At 61.6% G+C, this 15,192-nt stretch carries 13 protein-coding genes; 8 read left to right on the top strand and 5 right to left on the bottom strand.

The window, feature by feature from the left end; genetic code table 11:
• The 4 genes from A6U98_RS11755 (at window position 1) to A6U98_RS11740 (ending at window position 6,628) form a co-directional block, all read left to right on the top strand.
• Window positions 1-2,052: an alpha-L-fucosidase gene (locus A6U98_RS11755; RefSeq protein WP_064649930.1), complete on the top strand. Its 2,052-nt coding sequence runs from the start codon at window positions 1-3 to the stop codon at window positions 2,050-2,052.
• A gap of 140 nt (window positions 2,053-2,192) precedes the next feature.
• Window positions 2,193-3,227, top strand: coding sequence for a LacI family DNA-binding transcriptional regulator (locus tag A6U98_RS11750; protein ID WP_064649929.1), 1,035 nt, complete (start codon window positions 2,193-2,195; stop codon window positions 3,225-3,227).
• 36 nt (window positions 3,228-3,263) lie between these two features.
• The gene (ugpC, locus tag A6U98_RS11745) at window positions 3,264-4,361 is read left to right on the top strand and encodes a sn-glycerol-3-phosphate ABC transporter ATP-binding protein UgpC (protein WP_064649928.1); all 1,098 of its coding nucleotides are present in this window, start codon (window positions 3,264-3,266) and stop codon (window positions 4,359-4,361) included.
• A gap of 2 nt (window positions 4,362-4,363) precedes the next feature.
• Window positions 4,364-6,628, top strand: a complete 2,265-nt coding sequence (locus A6U98_RS11740; protein WP_064649927.1) for a glycoside hydrolase family 95 protein — start codon at window positions 4,364-4,366, stop codon at window positions 6,626-6,628.
• A 136-nt stretch (window positions 6,629-6,764) separates the two neighbouring features.
• On the opposite strand, the gene A6U98_RS11735 is transcribed toward A6U98_RS11740, so the two are convergent.
• Window positions 6,765-7,616: a sugar phosphate isomerase/epimerase gene (locus tag A6U98_RS11735; protein ID WP_064649926.1), complete on the bottom strand. Its 852-nt coding sequence runs from the start codon at window positions 7,614-7,616 to the stop codon at window positions 6,765-6,767.
• 345 nt (window positions 7,617-7,961) lie between these two features.
• On the opposite strand from A6U98_RS11735, the gene A6U98_RS11730 reads away from it, so the two are divergent.
• The 4 genes from A6U98_RS11730 to A6U98_RS11715 are packed head-to-tail and all read left to right on the top strand — an operon-like array spanning window position 7,962 to window position 11,770.
• Entirely contained in the window at window positions 7,962-8,849 is an 888-nt protein-coding gene (locus A6U98_RS11730) for a sugar phosphate isomerase/epimerase (protein WP_064649925.1), read from the top strand.
• A 59-nt stretch (window positions 8,850-8,908) separates the two neighbouring features.
• Complete coding sequence (locus A6U98_RS11725; RefSeq protein WP_064649924.1) at window positions 8,909-10,078, top strand: mandelate racemase/muconate lactonizing enzyme family protein; 1,170 nt, start codon at window positions 8,909-8,911, stop codon at window positions 10,076-10,078.
• Window positions 10,079-10,080: 2 nt separating this feature from the next.
• Entirely contained in the window at window positions 10,081-10,773 is a 693-nt protein-coding gene (locus A6U98_RS11720; RefSeq protein WP_138332479.1) for a FadR/GntR family transcriptional regulator, read from the top strand.
• A gap of 22 nt (window positions 10,774-10,795) precedes the next feature.
• Window positions 10,796-11,770 (top strand): NAD(P)-dependent oxidoreductase, encoded by a 975-nt coding sequence (locus A6U98_RS11715; RefSeq protein WP_064649922.1) that lies wholly within the window; start codon window positions 10,796-10,798, stop codon window positions 11,768-11,770.
• Between the two features lie 79 nt (window positions 11,771-11,849).
• On the opposite strand, the gene A6U98_RS11710 is transcribed toward A6U98_RS11715, so the two are convergent.
• Genes A6U98_RS11710 through A6U98_RS11695 form a run of 4 tightly spaced genes read right to left on the bottom strand, consistent with a single transcriptional unit; the run spans window position 11,850 to window position 15,191 of the window.
• Window positions 11,850-12,926 (bottom strand): ABC transporter ATP-binding protein, encoded by a 1,077-nt coding sequence (locus tag A6U98_RS11710; protein ID WP_003549715.1) that lies wholly within the window; start codon window positions 12,924-12,926, stop codon window positions 11,850-11,852.
• Window positions 12,926-14,035: an ABC transporter ATP-binding protein gene (locus tag A6U98_RS11705; protein WP_064649921.1), complete on the bottom strand. Its 1,110-nt coding sequence runs from the start codon at window positions 14,033-14,035 to the stop codon at window positions 12,926-12,928. The genes A6U98_RS11710 and A6U98_RS11705 overlap by 1 nt, the downstream gene beginning before the upstream one ends.
• Window positions 14,032-14,235, bottom strand: coding sequence for a hypothetical protein (locus A6U98_RS11700; RefSeq protein ID WP_064649920.1), 204 nt, complete (start codon window positions 14,233-14,235; stop codon window positions 14,032-14,034). Before A6U98_RS11700 ends, A6U98_RS11705 begins: the two co-directional genes overlap by 4 nt.
• Complete coding sequence (locus A6U98_RS11695; protein ID WP_003549729.1) at window positions 14,232-15,191, bottom strand: carbohydrate ABC transporter permease; 960 nt, start codon at window positions 15,189-15,191, stop codon at window positions 14,232-14,234. The genes A6U98_RS11700 and A6U98_RS11695 overlap by 4 nt, the downstream gene beginning before the upstream one ends.
• Window position 15,192 lies beyond the last annotated feature (1 nt).

Below are 15,192 nucleotides of genomic sequence, written 5' to 3'. Positions count from 1 at the left end.
ATGCCCAAGATCACCAATAAGCCACTGCGTTATCGCCAGATCCATCTCGATTTCCATACCTCCGAACATATTCCCGGTATTGGCGCAGATTTCGATCCGGACGCCTTCGTCTCGACGCTGAAGGCGGCGCACGTCGATTCCATCACCATCTTCGCCAAGTGCCATCATGGCTGGTCCTACTATCCAACCAAGGTCGGCAAGCCGCATCCGCAGCTTGCCCGCCCGGATCTGCTCGGGGACATGGTGGAAGCGCTTGCTGCCGCCGATATCGACAGCCCGATCTATATCTCCGTGCAGTGGGACGAACTGACCGCGCGAGAGCACCCGGAATGGCGCGCCATGAGCGCCTCGAACCGCTACCATCATGATCGTCCTGCCGATCCATCGGCAGGCAAGCAGCTCAGCCCCGCCTGGCATACGCTTTGCCTCAACCATGCGGGCCTGCGGCACTATATTCTCGATCAGGCACGGGAAGTCGCTGAAAGCTATCCGACACAGGGGCTCTTCTTCGATATCATTCTGACGCCTGATTGCGTCTGCCCGGCCTGCATCGAGCGCATGCAGTGCAATGGCCTCGACCCGGAAAATCCGGCAGACCGCCTGAAAAACGACGAAGCCGTCAATGAGCAGTTTCGCCGCGAAACCAGCGAGGCGCTGTTCGAAGAATTCCCCAATCTCAGGGTGTTCTACAATTGCGGTCATATCCACAAGCACGGGCCGGAGCGTTTCGCGACCTATTCTCACCTCGAACTCGAAAGTCTGCCGACCGGCGGTTGGGGCTACGATCACTTCCCATCCAGCGCCCGTTATGCGGCAACCCTCGGCATGGATTTCCTTGCCCATACGGGCAAGTTCCACACCTCCTGGGGCGAGTTCGGCGGTTTCAAGCATCCGGATGCGCTGGAATATGAATGCGCCCAGATGATTGCGCTCGGTTCCAAATGCCTGGTCGGCGATCAGCTTCATCCGAACGGGGCCATCAACCCCGATACCTATGCCTCGATTGCTCCGGCCTACAATCGCGTCGAGAAGCTCGAACCCTTCCTCGAGGGCGCAAAGCAGGTCTCCGAAATCGCCATCCTCTCGGCCGAACACATGAACCCTTCAGGTGCACGCAACCATCCGAGCGATGATGGCGCGGCCCAGGTGCTGCAGGAGCTGAAACGTCCGTTCGACGTTCTCGATCTATCCGGCCGCTTCGAGCAATATCGGTTGCTGATCCTCCCTGACGAGATCCCGGTTGACGCGGCGCTCGCCGCGCGTCTGAGGTCTTACCTCGCCGGCGGCGGCAGGATCATCGCCTCCTGGCATTCGGGCCTCGACGAAGACGGCAGATTTGCAATTGACTTCGGTATTGAAAGAGGGCCCGCCCCCGTCGCTTTCAGGCCGAGCTATGTGAAGGCCGGCAAGGATCTCGATCCCTCCATGCCGGAAACGGCCTTTGTCTTTTATGAGGAGGCCGAAACGGTTCGCTCCGTCGGTGCAACGGTATTGGCAGGGATTTTCCCCTCCTACTTCAACCGCTCCTATAAGCATTTCTGCTCGCACCAGCACGCACCAGACGATCCGGATGCCGACATGCTCGGTGCGGCCGTGACCGTGAACAAGGGTGCTGCCTATATCGCCTATCCCATCTTCCGGCTCTATCGGGCGATGGGTCAACCGCTCTACAAATATGTCGTTCGCGGGCTCCTCGACCGTCTCGTTCCCAATCCGGCCATGGTCACCGACCTGCCCTCTTCCGGCCGGGCAACGCTGACGCGCCAAATCGAGCACGACCGCCATATCCTGCACCTGCTTTACGGCCCACCGCAAATCCGGGGCAAGGACGTGCGCGGCGATGACGGCTCGACCCGTATCATGGAGATGATCGAGGACATTCCGGCGATCGGCCCTGTCAAGGCCACCGTCCGGCTTCCCGCAATGCCGAAGCGTGTCTTTGACGCGATGACGGGCGAGGATGTGGCGTGGAATGCCGGCGACGACGGGGCCATCAGCATCACGCTACCGCGCCTGCGCATCCACAGCGCCGTCGTCTTCGAAGGCGGCTGATGCAGGTGCAAGTGGTGGGACCGTTGGACGTTGCACTTGCTACCGGCGCTACTGGTGGGCAGCGGAGCGCTGGGCTATACGACGGAAAAGTGCCTGGCCAGGCACCGTTTCCCCTAAATGCGTGCAGGAGCCCACTCGAGATGCGACAGACGGACCAAACGGCCGGAAGGAAGCGGGGAGCCACGATTATCGATGTTGCCAGAGTGGCAAACGTCGCCGTCGGTACCGTGTCCCGATATATTAACGGCCAGACCATTCGGCGGTCAAATCGTGAGCAGATCGAGCGGGCGATCCAGGATCTCGGCTATCGGCGCAATGCCGCTGCCGCCTCGATCCGCACCGACCTCACTCATATGATCGGCTTCCTGGTGCCGACTTTCGACGAATTCCACGCGCGCATGCTGGAGCACCTTGCCCATTCGGTGCGCCAGACCGGACGTGCACTTTTGACCTACTGCCACGGCGGAGACCCTCGCGTGGTTGCCGAGGCGCTGGATTTCTTCGCGGCGCAGCGCGTCGATGCGCTGGTCATGGATGGTACCGCAGAGGTCTATGATCGCGTCGACGACCTGATCAAGCACGATATCCCGATTATCTTCTACAACAATGACGTCCGCGGCCTGGCCGCCGACCGGGTGATGGTCGAGAACCAGCGCGCAAGCCATCGCATCGTCAGCCACCTGATCGACCTCGGCCATAGCCGCATCGGCATCCTGACCGGCGACCCGCGCAACTCTTCGGGTATAGAGCGGCTTGCTGGTTACGAGCAGGCGCTGAGCGACAGAGGTATAACAATCGATCCGGCCCTTGCTGCGCGCGGCAACTGGCGCATGGACGGAGGTTACGAGGCCACCAAGCGACTGATGTCACTCCAAACCCCGCCGACCGCAATCTTTTCCGCCAATTACGGCATGGCAGTCGGGGCGCTCAGCTGGCTCAAGGAAAACGGCCGGCATGTGCCCGAGGATATTTCGCTTGCAAGCTTCGACGACGTGGCCATCTTCCGCCTCTATGAAGCCGGCATCACCGCCGTTGCCCAGCCGGTGGCAAGCATTGCCGAAACGATCACAGACATCCTCGTGGAACGCCTGACAGAACCGTCTGGCGACGCGACGCGCAACGTCATTCTCGAATGCGACATCATCCTGCGAGGCTCGACGCGACGGATCAACTGACGCGTCTGTCCGCCAAGGGATTAAAGGGAGGAAGCTTTGGCCAGCGTAGAATTGCAGCATATAAACAAGTCCTACGGAAGCTTCCAGGCGATCGCCAACCTCAATCTGAGCATCGAGGACGGCTCCTTCACGGTCTTCGTCGGTCCCTCCGGCTGCGGGAAATCCACCTTGCTGCGGATGATCGCGGGTCTCGAAAAGATCACCGCAGGAGAACTGCAGATCGACGGCCGGCGCATGAACGACGCTGACCCGATCGAGCGCGGTGTTGCCATGGTCTTCCAGAACTACGCCCTCTATCCGCACATGACCGTCGAGCAGAATATCGGCTTCTCGCTACGTATGGCTGGCATGGGCAAGGCCGAGATCGAGCGTAGTGTCGCTGCCGCCGTAACGACGCTACAGATCGAGCCGCTGATGAAGCGCAAGCCCGCGCAACTTTCCGGCGGCCAGCGCCAGCGTGTCGCTATTGGCCGCGCGATCGTGCGCAACCCGGCCGTCTTCCTGTTCGATGAGCCGTTGTCGAACCTCGACGCAGAGCTCAGGGTCTCCATGCGCGTGGAGATTGCCAAGCTGCACCGCCGCATCGGCGCAACGATGATCTATGTCACCCACGATCAGACGGAAGCGATGACGCTTGCCGACAAGATTGTCGTGATGCGAGCGGGCAAGATCGAGCAGATAGGCACTCCGGACACGCTCTATGCGGATCCGGACAATCTCTTCGTTGCCGGTTTCATAGGCTCGCCGCGGATGAATTTCCTGGATGGGACGCTCGGAGCTGATGGCCTAGTCAGGCTCGAATGCGGCGCGGTCTTCAGACCGGGCCCCGTGCATGCGGCGGGCGACATTCCGGTCAAACTCGGTATTCGGCCGGAACATTTCGTCGGACGCGACGACGTCGGTGGCGCGATCGATCTTAAGGTTGATGTGGTTGAGAACCTCGGCGGAACCCGCTTCATCTACGGCACGGCGAATTCGGGACAACCGGTGATCGTGGAGGATCGCTCCGAGACGGCCCGTCGCCCCGGAGACGCCGTCACAGCCGGTTTTCCTGCAAGCAGAGCGCTTCTCTTCGGCGCAGACGGCCAGCGCATTCGCCAAGCCCGGCGAGCAAACGGCATTCCGGCGGAGTGACGATGGCAGACGATCTTCTCTGGTACGATGCTCCGGCCCGGCTGTGGACGGATGCACTGCCGCTCGGCAATGGTCGGCTCGGGGCCATGGTTTTCGGCGACCCGCTTTCCGAGCGGCTGCAGATCAACGAATCCACCTTCTGGGCCGGCGGCCCTTATCGGCCGGTCAATCCGGATGCTTTCAGATATCTGGAATCGGTGCGGCAGCTGGTCTTCGACGGCGGTTACGCGGAAGCGGAGGCGATGGCCGAAAGACACCTGATGGCCCAGCCGATCAAGCAGATGTCCTACCAGCCGATCGGCGATCTCCACATTGAATTTGCTCACGCCGAAGGCGTCTCGCACTATCGCCGCGCGCTCGATCTCGACACCGCGACGGCGACCGTCTCCTATGTTGCGGACGGCGTCGCCTTTTTGCGCGAAGCCTTCATATCACCGGTCGACGGCGTGCTGGTTCTGCGGCTCTCGGCCGACCGGAAGGCTACGATCAATTGCCGGATATGGCTGAACAGCCCGCAGCAGGGGGAGGCGAGTGGCAGCGAGGGTTCATTGATTTTTTCCGGGACCGGAAAACCGGAGTCCGGCATTACCGCCGCTCTGCACTTCGCCTTCGGCATTAGGCTCATCAACAGCGGCGGAGTGGTCGGCAGGTCGGCCAAAGCACTGTCGGTCGAAGCAGCCGACGAAGTACTGCTCCTCCTCGATGCCGCAACAAGCTTCAAGCGGTACGACGACGTGTCCGGGAATCCCGGTGCTGACATCACCGCGAGGCTTGAGCAGGCCCATAATCGTGGTTTCGCGCCGATTCGTCACGATCATGTCAAAGAACATCAAAGATTATTCCGCGCCTTCGCCATCGATCTCGGCTCGACCGCGGCGGCATCCCTGCCGACCGATCGCCGCATCGCTGACTTCGCCAGCGGCAAGGATCCCGCATTGGCTGCGCTTTATGTGCAGTTCGGCCGCTATCTGATGATTGCTTCGTCGCGTCCCGGTACCCAGCCCGCCAATCTCCAAGGCATCTGGAACGCAGAAACCGATCCGCCCTGGGGAAGCAAATATACCGCCAACATCAATCTCCAAATGAACTATTGGCTGCCGGCGCCCGCCAATCTGCCCGAGTGTATTCAGCCGCTTGTCGCGATGGTGGAAGAGCTTGCCGAAACGGGCAGCGTGGTCGCCCACAGGCACTATCGCGCCCGCGGTTGGGTGATGCACCATAATACCGACCTTTGGCGAGCCACGGGACCGATCGACGGCGCCAAATGGGGCCTCTGGCCGACAGGCGGCGCCTGGCTGATGGCACACCTGCTTGATCTGTGCGACTACCTCGATGACCCGGAAGCGATGCGGCGTAGGCTGTTTCCTGTTGCGAAAGGGGCCGCGCAATTCCTCTTCGATGTCCTCGTCCCGCTTCCAGGTACGGACTATCTGGTGACAAACCCTTCTCTGTCTCCCGAAAACGTCCATCCGCACGACGCTTCGATCTGCGCCGGTCCGGCAATGGACCGCCAGCTCATCCGGGACTTTCTGGGCCTGCTTCGTCCCCTTGCAGCCTCCATGGGCGGCGAAGATGATCTCGTCGCCGATGTCGATCGCGTCCTGCTTCGCATTCCGCCCGACAGGATCGGCTCTGCCGGCCAGTTGCAAGAATGGCTGGAAGATTGGGATATGCAGGCGCCCGAAATCCATCACCGCCATGTCTCGCATCTCTACGGTCTCTATCCGAGCTGGCAGATCAATATGGAGGACACGCCGGAGCTCGCCGCCGCCGCCCGCCGCTCCCTCGAAATCCGCGGCGACGATGCGACGGGATGGGGGATCGGCTGGCGCATTAATCTGTGGGCACGGCTTCGAAACGGCAATCATGCTTTTGACGTGCTGAAGCTTCTTCTCACCCCCGAGCGGACCTATAACAACATGTTCGACGCCCATCCTCCGTTCCAGATCGATGGGAATTTCGGTGGCGCGGCCGGCATACTGGAGATGCTGGTTCAGTCGTCTCCAAGGGAAATTCATCTCCTGCCGGCGTTGCCTTACGCGTGGCAGGAGGGGTCTGTGCGCGGTCTGCGTGTTCGCGGTGGACTGCTGCTGGATATTGACTGGCGCAACGGCATGCCGACGATGGTCACGCTGTCGGCAGTTCGGGCTGCAGTCGCGAAGCTCCGTTTTGGTCAAAGGACATGGAACGTCGATCTGGGAGCCGGTGAACGTCTTGTGCTCGACGCCATCGATGGGTTTTCCAAGGCAACGACGGGCAGCAGATAGCCTCCGGAAGCACTCGATGACGACAGCACATCGGCTGTTCCGGGAAGCGCTGCCGGCGTAGCTCTGAGGTCGCGCTCGTCGAAACGCCCGCAAGAAACTGCTTGACCGGTTCGAAATTCAAACGGATCGGTTGGGTTCATGCCGCCGCGTGCCATCCATCGCGGATATGGCGGTGGCCTTCACGATAGACCGATTCCGGTGTCTCGGAAAAGTCGCGCCAGACCTTAGTCGCGGCGGCGAGCTCCTTGAGCGCCCGGCCGAAGGCCTCGATTGTCAGCCACCCGTCATAGCCGCTCGCCCGTAGTGCCCCAAACGTCTCCGCCCAGGGAATGTTGCCGCGACCGGGTACGCCGCGGTCGTTCTCCGAAATGTGGACATGCACGATGCGGTCACTGTTTCGCGTGAACGCGCCGATGGGATCGGCTTCTTCGATATTGCTGTGGAACGTGTCGTACATGGCGCGGATATGCGGATGTCCGACCGCGTCGATATGGGCCGCAAGATCGTCCAACGTGTTGAACAGGTAGCATTCGAAGCGGTTCAGCGCCTCAAGCCCGATCGTGATGCCATGCTTTGCTGCATGATCGCCGATCGCGCGCTGCGAGGAAACCGAGCGCTTGAGTTCGGCCGCGCTCGGCCCGCTTCCCGAAAATTTGCCGAGCGTCGAATGTAACGGCCCGCTCAGCATCGTCGCGCCGAGCGCATCGCTGCAGTCGATGGCCCATTTCATGTAGTCGATGCCGCGCCTGCGGGTCGCGGCGTCGGCGGCGATCAGGTTCATCTGCGGATCGCCCATGGCCGAAACGGCGGTCCGTTCCAGGCCGATCCGGTCAAGCATGTCTGCCAGCCGATGGTAGTCGTCGGGTGTGCCCGAAAAGATCGGGATCTCGACACCGTCAAACCCCGTGTCCTTGATATCGCGTAACAGCGCTTCGTGTTTCCGGCCGACACTTGTCGTCCAGAGGAACATGCACATGCCGATCTTCATCTCCCCTCCACTTGGCCTGCGGCCACTCCGCGATGGTTTCAAACGTCCTATCACTTTTCCAGATCTGGTCATACCAAATCTTCGAATCTGGTCAACCCAGTTTATTACATGCTTGGGGTGCCGGATTCGGGCCTAAGCGAGAAAATCAGTATTAAATATCGAGCGCATGAGGAAATATCGACATTTTGGCCCCGTCTTGCAGAGGGTTAAGAATTGAGCTAGAGCTTTCAAATAACGAGAATTGGCCAAACCAGATTGCCGAAGGTGGCGAGAGTGGCCAACCATACATGACCTTTTGCCGCCCGATTGGCGGTGGACCGTGCTGCAACTGTCTGGGAGGACCTCATGCATCTTTCGACACATAACTGGATGCGGGCCGAACCGCTCGCCGTCACGCTGAAGCGCATCAAGAAATATGGCTACGAAAGCATCGAGATATCCGGCGAGCCGACGCAGTACGACGTCAACGAGACGCGTTCGCTCCTGAAAGAGCATGGCATCCGCTGCTGGGGCGCCGTTACGCTGACGCTCGGCGAGAGAAATCTTGCCGCCAGGGATGAAGGCCAGCGCGCCAGGTCGGTGGACTATGTCAAGAGCGTCATCACCATGGTCAGCGAGCTTGATGGCGAGATCGTCACCCTCGTGCCGGCGACCGTCGGAAAGGTGGTGCCGGATGGCACCGAGGAGGAAGAGTGGAGATGGGTGGTGGACGCCACCAGGGAGTGTTTTGCCCATGCGCAGAAGAGGGGCGTGCGCATTGCGGTCGAGCCGCTCAATCGTTTCGAGACCTATTTCTTCAACCGTGCCGCCCAAGCGCTGGCGCTCGCCGATGCCGTCAGCCCCGAATGCGGGGTTTGCCTTGATGCCTTCCACCTGAACATCGAGGAGGAAGACATGTATGAAGCGATCCGGCTCGCTGGAAAGCGCCTGTTCGACTTCCACGTCGCCGATAACAATCGTTTTGCCGCCGGCCTCGGCCAGCTCGACTGGCCGAAGATCATCGGCACGCTGAAGGAGATCGGGTACGATGGCGCCGTCACCAACGAATTCGTCGCTCCGGTCGACCGCACGCCGGCCTCAAAATATCCGGACATGGTCGAGCGCAATCCCGTCGATATTCCCCCGGAGCAACTGAAATTTATCCAGGACCACGGTTCGAGCCTTCTCACTGAGAAGTTCTACGACGATCAGATGCGGATCACTGCCGAGACGATCCTGCCGTTGATCAGGTAACGAACGGAAAGACATATGCCCTGCGGCTCGCGGGCCGTGAGGGGCAGGGGATCCGAGACATGCGCATCAAGACCGTAGAGGCCTGGTGGATCAAAATTCCCATCGAGGCGAGCCGTCAGCACCGCAGCGACTTCGGCCGACTGACGACCTTCGATAGTGCGATCCTACGGATCGAAACCGACGACGGCATCGTCGGCTGGGGAGAGGGCAAGAACGCCGCCGGCAGTTCGGGCACCTATGGCACGCTGGTACACATGATCAATCACGAGATTGGACCGAAGCTCATCGGGCGCGATCCTGCCGACATCTCCACCATATGGGAGATGCTCTATAACGGCGTCCGCCACGAGACGGCGGCGAATTCGGGTCACGCCATGCCCGAGATCGCGCGGCGCGGTCTTTCCGTCGCGGCGATCAGCGCGGTCGACATAGCGCTCTGGGACATTCTCGGCAAGTCGCTCGGCGTCCCTGTCTGGAAGCTGCTGGGTGGGCGCAAGGCCGACAGGTTGCCCGCCTATGCTTCGGGCGGTTGGGAGAGCGTGGACCGGATCGGCGAACAGCTCCGGTCCTATATCGCGGCCGGTGGTTTCAAGTCAGTCAAGATGCGCGTCGGTGCGATGGATCGTGCGCTGCATGTCTCGGCATCGCGCGTGCGGGCGGCTCGCAAGGCGATCGGCCCCGACGTCGACCTGATGGTCGATGCGCACGGCACCTATACTGTTGCGGAGGCAAAGCGCTTCATCCAGATGGTCGCCGATTGCGATCTTGCCTGGTTCGAGGAGCCGGTGATAGCAGATGACAAGCCGGGCATGGCGGAGGTGCGCGCGGCTGGGAACGTGCCGATCGCTGCCGGCGAGAGCGAGGCGACACGTTTTGCCTTCCGCGATCTTGCCATGCTTCGAGCCGCCGACATATTCCAGCCGGATCCCGCCTTCTGCGGCGGCATTACGGAGGCGATGCGCATCAGTTCGCTCGCCAGCGCCTTCAATCTCCGTTTTGCACCGCATCTTTGGGCCGGTGCGCCCTGCTTCTTTTCCGGCCTGCATTTGTGCGCGGCTTCCCCGGCAAGCTTCATCATCGAATATTCGCTCGGCGCCAATCCGATGATCCATGATCTCGTCGAGGACACTGTGTCGGTGAAGGACGGTATGGTAGAGATCCCCGACAGGCCCGGCCTGGGCTTCACGATCAATCAGCGGGTCCTGGAGACTCACGCGCAAAGACAGTGACGATGAAAGAAAATTCCCTCCTCTCCGATCTCGCGGCACATCTTTTCTCGAACTCGAGCGGCAATGGCCGTACGCCATCGGAGCGAGAGCTTGCGGAGCATTTCGGCGTCAGCCGGGGCCAGGTTCGCGAGGCACTGGCCATTCTGGAGGCAATGCGCATCGTCGAGCGCCGGGCCAAGTCGGGTATTTACCTGACGACGACCGAGGCGAGCGTGGAGGCCATGGCGCTTTTTGCCCGCGCCGGCGTGCCGCTTGATCCTATCCTGATCTACGAGACCGTGGAGCTTCGCAAGATCCATGAGATCAAGGCCGCGGAGCTCGCCTGCAATCGGGCGACGGAGGAGAATTACCAGCAATTGCGCGATATCCTCGCTGCGTCCGAGGCGAAGCTTGCAGCCGGCGAGGGGCTGGCGCGCGAGGATCGGGACTTCCATTTGGAGATCGTCCGGGCCACAAAGAACAGCGTCTTCCATCGGGTGTGCAGCGTCTATTACGTGATGGGCGAGCACCGCCTGCCGATCTACTTTGCCGACGCCGCCCGCAGCCGGCGCTCGCATGAGGAACATATCCGCATCTACGAGGCACTGCTTGCCCGAGACGGCAATCTCGCCCAGGCGCTGATGAGCGCGCATCTTCAAGGTGCGGAAAGCTATTGGAAGGGTCTCATCGGCGGTCCAGCGACGGCAGCCGGATAGGCGTAACCGGCGGGGAGGGCCGATGAGCTTCATCTTTTCCACACATCCCCTGCACCCTGTGGCCAGGTCCATGCTCGAGGCTGCGGGTGATCTGCGCGTCGCTTCCGCGCCCGATCCCGAAACATTGCTACGAGAAGGCCGCGGCGCGGGCATCCTCGTCATACGAGCGCCGATCCCGCCGGCCTTCTTCGAGGATGCGCCGGCGCTTCGCGCGGCGATCCGCCATGGCGCCGGGCTCGACATGGTGCCGATGGATGCGGCGACCCGGGCCGGCGTGCTTGTCGCCAACGTCCCGGGCGCCAATGCCTCGACTGTCGCTGAGCACGTCTTCCTCGTGACACTGGCCCTGCTTCGGCGCTTCCGCCTGATGGACCGCGAACTGCGTCAGAGCGGCTGGGCGGCGGGCCGCGCCCAATCGGATACGGCCGTCGACCTCGCCGGCCGCACCATGGGCATCGTCGGCATGGGCAATGTCGGCAAGGCGATCTTCCAGATCGCGAAATTCGGTTTCGGCCTGGAGGTGATCGCCACCAGCCGGTCGCCGGAAAGCGTGCCGGACGGCGCGCGTTTCCTGACGATTGATGAGCTTGTGGCGACGGCCGACATCGTGGTGCTCTGCTGCCCGCTGACACCGGAGACGACCGGCCTGCTCGATGCCGGCCGCATCGGGCGCATGAAGCCCGCGGCCATTCTGGTCAACGTCTCGCGCGGCCCGGTGATCGATGGTGCGGCGTTGATCGAGGCGCTGCGCGATGGTCGCATCGGCGGAGCCGCGCTCGACGTCTTCGCAACGCAGCCGCTGCCGCTCGACCATCCCTATTTCGGCTTTGACAACGTCATCATCACGCCGCATCTGGCTGGTCTGACGGAAGAGAGCATGATGCGCATGGGAACGGGCGCGGCGAGCGAAGCCCTGCGCGTCATCAAGGGCGACTTGCCCGTTAATTTGCGCAATCCCGAAGTGGTGGAACACTACCGCCGGCGCTTTCCCGCATAGCGCCTCGTCGCGACAACTCGAAACGCTCGCTGCTCCTGCCGTGCCGCCGAGACCGCTGGCATCCTTCGGACCGATCAGGTCAGCCCGCGTGCCGCAGGCTTACACCGCTTCCGGCGTCAAACAGCACGACCTTTTCCGGATTCCACGAAAAGCGAACCTCATCCTCGATCCGAAGCGCCGTCTGTGTCGGCACGGTCGCGTGGATGAACTTCTCGCCGGTACGCAGCGTCACGATCTTTTCGACGCCATGGTTTTCCACGTCGTGGACCCGTGCTTCGCCGGGCGCGCCACTGTCGAGAAAAATGTCCTCGGGACGGATGCCGAAGGTGAGCGGGCGACCGTCTGTCGCAATCCCGTGTCCGTTGCCGAGGGGCAGCCGATAGCCCTCGCTCGCCACTGCTTCGCCGCCGGCAAGCGTGCCGGCGATCAGGTTCATTGGCGGCGAGCCGACCGCGCGCGCGACGAAGGTGTTGACCGGGTTTCCGTAGATCTCCTGCGGCGTACCCGTCTGCACCAGTTGACCATTGTTCAGGACGCCGATCTTGTCGCCCATCGACATGGCCTCTATCTGATCGTGAGTGACGAAGAGGAAGGTCGCGCCGAGGTTCATCTGCAAGTTTTTCAGTTCGGTGCGAAGTGCTTCGCGAAGCTTCGCGTCGAGCGCCGAAAGCGGTTCGTCCATCAAGAAGACCCGCGGTTTGCGCACGATGGCCCGGCCGATCGATACGCGCTGCATCTCGCCTCCCGATAGCCGGTCCGTCTTGCGGTCGAGCAGATGCTCGATGCGCAGGGTCTTCGCAACGCGGTCGACGCGCTCCTTGATTTCTCCGGGTTCAACGCGACGGATACGGGATTTCAATGGAAATTCCAGGTTCTCCCGCACCGTATAGCGCGGGTAAAGCGAATATTGCTGGAGCACCAGGGCCACGTCGCGCTCGGCGGCACCCCAGTCGGCGACGTCCTGCCCGTCGATGAAGATCTGGCCCGCGGTCGGCTTTTCGAGACCGGCGATCAGGCGCAGCGTCGTCGTCTTGCCGGCGCCGGTCTGCCCGAGCAGCACGAAGAACTCGCCGTCAGCAATGTCGATGTTCAGGTTTTTCAGCGCCGTGTGGTTGCCGAAGGTCTTGGTGATGCCCTTGAGTTCGATATGCGCCATCAGAGTCTGATCCCCAGCGACGAGCCGGTCGCGGTGTTGAAGAAATGTGCCTGGGTGGGGTCGATGCGTGCCCAGACGGCTTCGCCGGGACCAGGCACGAAACCGCTCTTGGTGCGTGCCCTGATCATCTGCTGACCGACCTTCAGGTCCACGATGTCGTGCGAGCCGAGAGGCTCGATGATATGCGCCTCGACCGGCATGAAGCCCTCGCGGGCCTCCCGTGAAACGAGCACGCCCTCAGGCCGGACCCCGAGTGTCAACTTGCCGTTCTCGGCCCTCGCGTCGGAGAGGCGGTTGGCCAATACGGCGGGGAACTCGAAGCCTGTCGTCCCGTCGCCGACCTGCACGCTGGTATGGCCACCCGTTTCGCTTACGGTCGCCGACGCCATGTTCATGACCGGGCTTCCGACGAACTGGGCGACGAACGTGTTGGCGGGTTGCGCGTAAACCTCTTCCGGCGTGCCGACCTGCTGAAGGATGCCCTCGTGCATGATGACGATGCGGTCGGCAAGCGACATGGCCTCCACCTGGTCATGCGTCACGTAGATGGTGGTTGAACCCTGCTTGATATGCAGCCGCTTGATTTCCGCACGCATCTCTTCGCGAAGCTTCGCGTCGAGGGCACCGATCGGCTCGTCCATCAGCATGGCCTTTGGGCGTCGCACCAGCGCGCGGCCGATGGCGACACGCTGCATGTCGCCGCCGGATAGAGCCGAAGGCTTGCGGGCCAGCAGACCGGTGATGCGTAACACAGCGGCGATCTCGCGCACCGACGCATCGACATCGGCACGGCTCATCCGGGTAGCGCGGAGCGGGAAGGCGATGTTCTCGTAGACCGTCATGTGCGGATAGAGCGAGAAGGATTGGAACACCATGGCGATGTCCCTGCCGGATGCCTTGATATGCTGCACCGGCTGCCCGTCGATCAGAATGTCGCCTTCGTCGATCGTTTCCAGCCCCGCGACGGCGCGCAATGTCGTCGTTTTTCCGCAGCCCGATTGTCCAAGCAGCACAATGAATTCATTGTCGGCGATGGCGAGATTAAGGTCTTTGATGACCTGGACGGCACCGAAATATTTCTGAATCCCGCGAAGTTCGATTTGTGTCATGAATGGCTGCCTTCGTCTGGTTGCGCGTCCCGGGGGATTTTGGTCGTCACCATGAAGGCAATCAGTCCGACGAGCGTCATCGTCATGCCGTAGCGATGCAGAAACATGTTCCAGGGCTGGCAGAGCGCGATGATGCCGAGGATCATCAGATACTGCGACGCCGGTTCGAGATATTTCTGGTTCAAGGCGCGGAAGGTCATTTGCGGATCGCTCCAAAGCTCATGCCGCGCAGGAGATGGTTCCTGAGCAGGAAGGTGAAGATGGCGACCGGTAGCAGGAACAGGAACGTGCCGGCCGCAATTACCGTCCAATCCGGCAGGCCCGAGCCGACCTGGCTCGGAATAAAGGGTGGAGCCGTTTGCGCGCGTCGGTTCGTCATGATCAGCGCAAACGCATATTCGTTCCAGGCCGTGATGAAGCAAAAGACGGCGGTCGCGGCGATACCTGTCGCCGCTTCCGGGATGACGATCTTGAAAAAGGCCTCCATCCGCGTGTAGCCGTCCACAAGTGCGGCCTCCTCGTACTCCTTCGGGATCTCGTCGATGAAGCCCTTCATCAGCCAGACGGAAAAGGAAAGATTGAAGGCAGTGTAGAGGATGATCAGGCCCCAATGCGTGTCGTTGAGGCCGACGACACGGTACATGAGGAACATCGGGATCGCCACGACGACGGGCGGCAGCATGCGCGTTGACAGGATGAAGAAGAGAAGGTCTGCCTCGCCCTTCACTTTGAAGCGCGAAAAGCCGTAGGCTGTGAATGTTCCCATGCCGACGGCCAGAACGGTGGAGGTGATGGCGACGATCAGCGAGTTCATGAAGCGGTTCGGATAGCCGGATGGCTGCACCTCGCCGCGGCCGGAGCGGACGATCTTCTCGCCGCCGTCAAACACCATCCGCTCCCACCAGGGGGCGGCGGCATATTCTTCAGGAGTTGGAGCCCCGCGCAATTGCGAGCGCTTGGTGAAGAGCTTCACGAAGGGCGAGAGTTCCGGCTCGAAGAGCACCGTCGGCGGAATGGTGGTAGCAAGGTTGCGCGGCTTGAAGGCCGTCGAGGTGATCCAGTAGATCGGCGCCAGGAAGATCAGCGTGATGACCAGCACGGCGGCGATCGCTACCCGGTTCAGCGCGCGTTCGGAGCGGGTTTGGACAGCTGCCATC

The organism is Rhizobium sp. WYCCWR10014, assembly GCF_001657485.1.
Lineage (GTDB): Bacteria > Pseudomonadota > Alphaproteobacteria > Rhizobiales > Rhizobiaceae > Rhizobium.
Note: the sequence above shows the minus strand (reverse complement) of the source record. Positions and strands in the feature narration are given on the sequence as shown.

Coding starts and splice junctions, on each gene's coding strand:
- A6U98_RS11720 (WP_138332479.1), top strand. CDS start 10,081: ATGAAAGAAAATTCCCTCCTCTCCGATCTCGCGGCACATCTTTTCTCG.
- A6U98_RS11755 (WP_064649930.1), top strand. CDS start 1: ATGCCCAAGATCACCAATAAGCCACTGCGTTATCGCCAGATCCATCTC.
- A6U98_RS11730 (WP_064649925.1), top strand. CDS start 7,962: ATGCATCTTTCGACACATAACTGGATGCGGGCCGAACCGCTCGCCGTC.
- A6U98_RS11705 (WP_064649921.1), bottom strand. CDS start 14,035: ATGACACAAATCGAACTTCGCGGGATTCAGAAATATTTCGGTGCCGTC.
- A6U98_RS11695 (WP_003549729.1), bottom strand. CDS start 15,191: ATGGCAGCTGTCCAAACCCGCTCCGAACGCGCGCTGAACCGGGTAGCG.
- A6U98_RS11740 (WP_064649927.1), top strand. CDS start 4,364: ATGGCAGACGATCTTCTCTGGTACGATGCTCCGGCCCGGCTGTGGACG.
- A6U98_RS11710 (WP_003549715.1), bottom strand. CDS start 12,926: ATGGCGCATATCGAACTCAAGGGCATCACCAAGACCTTCGGCAACCAC.
- A6U98_RS11750 (WP_064649929.1), top strand. CDS start 2,193: ATGCGACAGACGGACCAAACGGCCGGAAGGAAGCGGGGAGCCACGATT.
- A6U98_RS11725 (WP_064649924.1), top strand. CDS start 8,909: ATGCGCATCAAGACCGTAGAGGCCTGGTGGATCAAAATTCCCATCGAG.
- A6U98_RS11735 (WP_064649926.1), bottom strand. CDS start 7,616: ATGAAGATCGGCATGTGCATGTTCCTCTGGACGACAAGTGTCGGCCGG.
- A6U98_RS11715 (WP_064649922.1), top strand. CDS start 10,796: ATGAGCTTCATCTTTTCCACACATCCCCTGCACCCTGTGGCCAGGTCC.
- A6U98_RS11700 (WP_064649920.1), bottom strand. CDS start 14,235: ATGACCTTCCGCGCCTTGAACCAGAAATATCTCGAACCGGCGTCGCAG.